The 5655-nt window shown below is 47.0% G+C and carries 5 protein-coding genes; all 5 read right to left on the bottom strand.

Annotated features, from left to right (window positions below; translation table 11 throughout):
* Positions 1-18: 18 nt before the first annotated feature.
* On the bottom strand, positions 19-576 hold the full coding sequence (gene fdh3B / locus Q0257_RS06995) for a formate dehydrogenase FDH3 subunit beta (RefSeq protein WP_297902700.1): 558 nt from the start codon (positions 574-576) through the stop codon (positions 19-21).
* Positions 577-585: 9 nt separating this feature from the next.
* The gene (locus Q0257_RS06990) at positions 586-3507 is read right to left on the bottom strand and encodes a formate dehydrogenase subunit alpha (protein ID WP_298023288.1); all 2922 of its coding nucleotides are present in this window, start codon (positions 3505-3507) and stop codon (positions 586-588) included.
* Positions 3508-3517: 10 nt separating this feature from the next.
* On the bottom strand, positions 3518-3715 hold the full coding sequence (locus Q0257_RS06985) for a twin-arginine translocation signal domain-containing protein (RefSeq protein WP_005871103.1): 198 nt from the start codon (positions 3713-3715) through the stop codon (positions 3518-3520).
* A gap of 252 nt (positions 3716-3967) precedes the next feature.
* Positions 3968-4837, bottom strand: coding sequence for a molecular chaperone TorD family protein (locus Q0257_RS06980; protein ID WP_298023285.1), 870 nt, complete (start codon positions 4835-4837; stop codon positions 3968-3970).
* A partial coding sequence (locus tag Q0257_RS06975; protein ID WP_366517502.1) for a 4Fe-4S dicluster domain-containing protein occupies positions 4837-5655 on the bottom strand: 819 nt, incomplete at its 5' end. The genes Q0257_RS06975 and Q0257_RS06980, both read right to left, overlap by 1 nt.

Raw genomic sequence — 5655 nt, 5'->3', positions numbered from 1 at the left:
GTTTAAAATTCCACAATCTTATAGGCTCACGCCGCGCGTAAGTACGCGCTTGCGATAAACATCCGAAACTCTGCTCGCGTCGCCCACGATTAGAGCGTTCGTGCAACAGATCGCCGCACACATCGGAACCTTGCCCTCTGCGATGCGGTTTTGACCGTATTTATGCAGTTCCTCGTGCGAAAACGTAGGCTCCGGTCCACCCGCGCACATAGTGCACTTATCCATCGCGCCTTTGATACCGAAAGCTCCGTCTCTAGGGAATTGCGGAGCGCCGAACGGACACGCATAGAGGCAGTATCCGCAGCCGATACATTTATCTTTATCGTGTAAAACGACGCCGTCGGTTCTGATATAGAAGCATTGAACCGGACAAACCTGTGCACAAGGCGCGTCGGTGCAGTGTTGGCAAGCGATAGAGCTTGAAACCTCCTGCCCCTCTATGCCCTCGTTTAGGGTGATAACCTTGCGCCTATTGATCTGCACGGGAACCTCGTGTGCCGAGCTGCAGGCTACCTGGCAACCATAGCAAGCGATGCAACGCTCGACATCGACGTAAAATTTTAATCTTGCCGGCATTTTATCTCCTTATGCTCTTTCTAGTCTGCAAAGACCGGCGTTAAATTCCGAAATTTGCGTATTTATGTCAAAGCCGTAGTTGGTAATCGTATTTGAGCTCTCGCCTCTGATATATGGCTTAGTGCCCTCAGGATAGCGCTCGCTTAGATCCTCGCCCTGGAAAATTCCCGCGAAGTTATACGGCATAACAATACGATCGGGCGTAACGGCGTGCGAATAGATGCACTTGACTTTGATCTTCGTGCCTTGCGGCGAATGAATCCACATCATCTCACCATCTTTGATACCTTTATCAGCGGCAAGCTTAGGATTTACGTGTGCAAACATCTCCGGAGTAATCGCCGAAAGATACTTGCTCGTGCGCTCAATCATGCCCGCACCACTTAAATTTACAAGCCTTAACGAGCTTACGATAGTAGGGAAGTCCTTGCTCCAATCCTGCTTTTTCTGCTCGGAGATAAATCTCGTAAAGACGCGGAAATTTCGTTTTTGATCCGCAAAGGTCGGATATTTCTCCACCAAATCCCATCTAGGCGAGTGGATCGGCTCGCGATGCTTCGGAATTTGATCCGCAAACTGCCAAACCTTCGCTCTTGCTCTTGCGTTTCCGCAAGGACAAATTCCAAACTCGCGACATTTTTTAGCAATGATACCGCTATAATCTGTGCTCCACGTAGGCCCCATCTTGGCTTTTTCATCCTCGCTTAGCGTAATGCCTAAAACCTGTTCGATATTTGCCTTGGTAATCTCTGCATGACCGCCTTGAATTTTTGATCCCGGAAGTGTAATGCTCTCGTCGGCTAGCTGCGAAACGCCGTCGTGCTCTAAGCCAAAGCGGTTCCTAAATCCCATACCGCCGTCGGCATAAGGCTTAGTTACGTCGTAAAGAATCGGCGTGCCCGGGTGTTGCGTATCCCAGCAAGGCCATGGAAGCCCATAGTATTCGCCCTCGACCTCGCCACCTATGCCGCGCAGGGTATCGGGATCAAATAGATGCCAGTTCTTCTGCTGTCTGCGAAATCTAGCTGCGGTGCGTCCGTTATTTCCAATACTTTGAGTATTGCGTGCGATCTCATCGGTAGCGTCGTCAGGCCAAACAAAATCGTCTTTAACCTGCTTAAGCTCGCCATCAACGATGCCCATCTTCATGCCGCGAACGTATTCGTCGTAAAAGCCGAATTTTTTCGCGAATAAAAACATTACCTCCTGATCCTCTTTGCTCTCAAATAGCGGCTTAACGATCTGAGTTCTCCACTGACCACTGCGGTTTGTAGCGCTTAGATGACCTTCGCTTTCAAACTGCGTAGCTACCGGCAAAACATAAATTCCATCCGGTCTATCGTTTAGAATCGCCACTTCGTTTAAAAATGGCTCGGCGACTACCAGCATATCGATCTTGCCTAATGCTTCTTGGGTCTCGCGAACGTGAGCCATAGAAGTAATTCCTGTGCCTTGCACCCAAAGAACGCGGACATTGCCACTACTTAAAACGGGCTCGTTTTTCAAAACGCCCTGCCACCATTTAGATAGCGAAAAGCCCTTTTCGTTGCGCCAGTTTATCACATCTTGCTCGATGCTCGGATCGTAGTGAAAATACTCGGTAAAATTCGTACCAGGCACTTTTTCACCCTGCTTTTCGTGCGGCTGCTTAGTAGAGACGGCAAATCTTTTAATAAACTGCTCGTAATCTACGCCCCAGCCCTTGCAGAAGTGCTTCCAAGCGTTATCGGCTAGCCCGTAATACGCAGGTAAGCTATCGGAGAGATTGCACATATCGGTAGCGCCCTGAACATTATCATGGCCTCGAAGGATGTTGCAGCCGCCGCCCGGCTTGCCCATATTGCCTAGTATGAGCTGCAAAAGAGCCAAAATTCTAGTATTAGAACTTCCGATCGAGTGCTGTGTAATGCCTAGAGCCCAGCATAAAGTAGCGGGCTTTGTGGTAGCAAACATCCTAGTAAATTCTATCAGTTCCTCTTCTTTGCAACCAGTAACATTGGCTACCTCTTTAGGATCCCACTTCTCAGCTTCCGCCTTGATCTCCTCTACAGCGTAGGTTCTGGTTTTTATTAGCTCCTTATCTTCCCAGCCGTTTTTAAAGATTAGATGCAGCATTCCGTACACAAACGCTATATCAGTTCCCGGACGAATTCTAATATACATATCGGCCTTAGCCGCAGTTCTAGTAAAATTTGGATCAACTACAACGATTTTCGCGCCGTTTCTATCGCGAGCTTGAAGAGCATGCTTCATAGCCCCCACGGGATTTGCAACCGCAGAATTCGCACCTATGAAAAGGATCATTTTAGAATTTTTCGCCATATCGCCTACGTGATTTGTCATAGCTCCATAACCCCAAGTATTCGCCACACCGGCGACTGTTGCGCTATGTCAAATTCTGGCTACGTGGTCGTTGCTGTTCGTACCCCAGAAGGCTGCAAATTTTCTAAAATAATATGCCTGCTCGTTACAAAATTTAGCCGAGCCCAGAAATACCACACTATCTGGGCCGTCCTCTTTGCGAACTTGAAGCATTTTATCGCCGATTTCGTTAACGGCTTGCTCCCAACTTATGCGCTCCCACTTGCCACCAACCTTTTTGAGTGGATATTTAAGACGCATTTTAGATTTGGTTAAATCGATTTGATCGATTCCCTTACAGCAGTGGCTGCCTTGCGAGATCGGGTGATCTACTGCCATATCTTGGCGAATCCAGGTATTGGTGCTCTCATCCACTTGAGCCTCGATACCGCAGCCTACGGAACAGATCGAACATATCGTTCGCTTCATAACGGAACCTGGAAATGGGTTTTTGATCTCTTGCTCAGTAGCGACTCTTAGCGTATTATTTTCGCCAAACGCAGCTACGCTGCTCGCTCCTAAAGCGGCGAGTTTCAAAAACGATCTCCTTCCGATCGCATTCTCACTCATGAAAATTCTCCTAGTAAGCTACTTTATAGTATTTTTTCCACGCTTCACTCTCCCAGTAAAGCACCTCTTTTTTCGGTGATTTGCCACGAACGGTATCGCCATAGTCCTGCTCGCTTTTCGCTAGAGCCTGAGACGCGGCAACGCCCACGGCACCTACTGCGCCGATTTTTAGAGATTTTTTAAGAAAATCCCTGCGTTTGTTCTCCATGGTTTTCCTTTGTGAAGAAATCGCTTTAAATCTTTTATTGTAGTAACGCCTGTTACAGGATTTAAATCTAATGAATTATAACGAAAAGGCAGTGAGATGGAAATTAAATTTTAAGTTACTTTTTAAATTTTATTTAAAATTCAAAATATAAAGTTCTAACTAAAAAACTACTCGAAAAACTAGAGTTTGCGAGTTTAAAATTTAACCGAAATTCTGCTTTCGCGTTAAGATTTCCGTTAAAAATTTTATTTATCAATCCAGATTAAAAATATCTTCCGGATTGGTAAATTTATTTTGATAGCCGCCTTTTTTGATCGCTTCTTTAACGACGCTACGATCTTTCTTTTGCGGAGCAGCTATAGCTAAAAGCGAGCGCTCAAGCGCAAAAAAGCTTCTCATTAGTGCGCCTAATGATTTGAAAAAATCCGCCCGCACATGCCCGCACAAAAGCTCGCTAAACTCATCCACAAAGCTGTTGGTGACATTCGTAAAAAGCTCTAACGCCAGCGTTTCGCCATCTTGCGCACCGATGAAATTTTTAGCGCATTGCGCGCTCGCAGTATTTTTACCATCCTGCGGGCCTATAAAATTTTTACTGCCATGCGAATCTACAGAATTTTTTCCGTCTTGCGCCGTCAAGCTCGCGCTATTCGTAAAATTTTGCTCGTTTGCCACGGAATTTTGTCCGTTTAAAACCGCGCTGTGTTTTGCAGCCGCGTCGCGTAGCAGAGTCGAATGCAGGTAAAAAATAAATCCCACATAATCCTCGCACTCCTTGCAAAGCTCCATATTACGGCGAAATTTACTCTTTTTTAGCACGTCGATTACCGCGACACGCATACGCCCATCGTCGCGTCCTTCGTCGTAGAAGCTCGCACTCATCGGCACATTGGCGTATGAAAAATCAAAAAGCACGGAATTTTGCTCGCTTTTAAACGCAGCAAAGTCGAATTTCGCCAAATTTTGAAATTCCGCCTCATCGCTAGACACGATGGGCGAGCTACGTAAAAACTCCAGTTGCTCCTTCCAGCGCTTAAATTTCGCATCCATTTCATAGAAAAAAAACGGAATTGCAAAAAATTCGTAGTAGTAGCTTCTTGCTTGAAGTAGATTCGCATCCATTACATTGCCCCTTTTCTAGCATCTTCTATCTGCTTTTTTATCATTATTTTCGCCTTGCAATCGCCGCAGCAAAAAAGAGTCTTCATCTTTTCAGGCTCGTTTGCAAAATGCGCGCCCATCATATCCGCGATCTTCATCACGGCTTTGCTCGTCGCAAATTCCTTACCGCACTCGATGCACTTAAAAAGCTCGTCTTTGGCTAGCATTTTGTAATTAAAAAATCCCGGCTCAAGCTCCACGCCGCAAGGCTCAAGCTCGATCGTATCCTTTTCGGCGCAGCTTAGCACGCAGTAGTTGCACGTCGTGCAAAGCGAAGCGTTGAACTTAATCGAATTGTCGCTGTTGTCGGCATACAGAGCGCCGGTATTACAGGCGCCCACGCAGCTAAGGCAGAGCGTGCAGCTTGCTTCGTTTATGCTTACTTTGCCAAATTTTAGCAACTCTCCGCTTTTTACGACGCCGAAGCTACCATCGCCGACCATTGCGCTTACGCGTTTGGAAAAAATTTCTTTCTTGCTAAGACCCTGCTCATTTAGGCTAAACGCCCACGGCCGAGAGCTTTGCGCCCACTTTAGCGCTTCTTGCAGCTCGGTTAAATTTCGCGCTAAAAATACCGCGTCCTTGCCGTAGATCGCGCGCGAAATTCCATTGATAAGCTCCACCGCTTCGCGCGTGCTCTCGCCCACGTCTGCGCCGTAAACGATCACGCTCGAGCCGCTTTCTTGCATCGCGCTTAGCAAATTTACCTCATCTATTTGCTTGCTTCCAAAAATTCCAAACGGTAGCACGCCGCACGGAAGCTGCACTGCAGGTGCGGA

Origin of the sequence: uncultured Campylobacter sp., assembly GCF_938018035.1 — a bacterium.
Classification (GTDB): domain Bacteria; phylum Campylobacterota; class Campylobacteria; order Campylobacterales; family Campylobacteraceae; genus Campylobacter_B.
This window is presented reverse-complemented; position numbering and strand designations above follow the sequence as displayed.

Excerpts from the sequence above, each read along its gene's own strand:
- fdh3B (WP_297902700.1), bottom strand. The coding sequence starts at position 576 with ATGCCGGCAAGATTAAAATTTTACGTCGATGTCGAGCGTTGCATCGCT.
- Q0257_RS06985 (WP_005871103.1), bottom strand. The coding sequence starts at position 3,715 with ATGGAGAACAAACGCAGGGATTTTCTTAAAAAATCTCTAAAAATCGGC.
- Q0257_RS06980 (WP_298023285.1), bottom strand. The coding sequence starts at position 4,837 with ATGGATGCGAATCTACTTCAAGCAAGAAGCTACTACTACGAATTTTTT.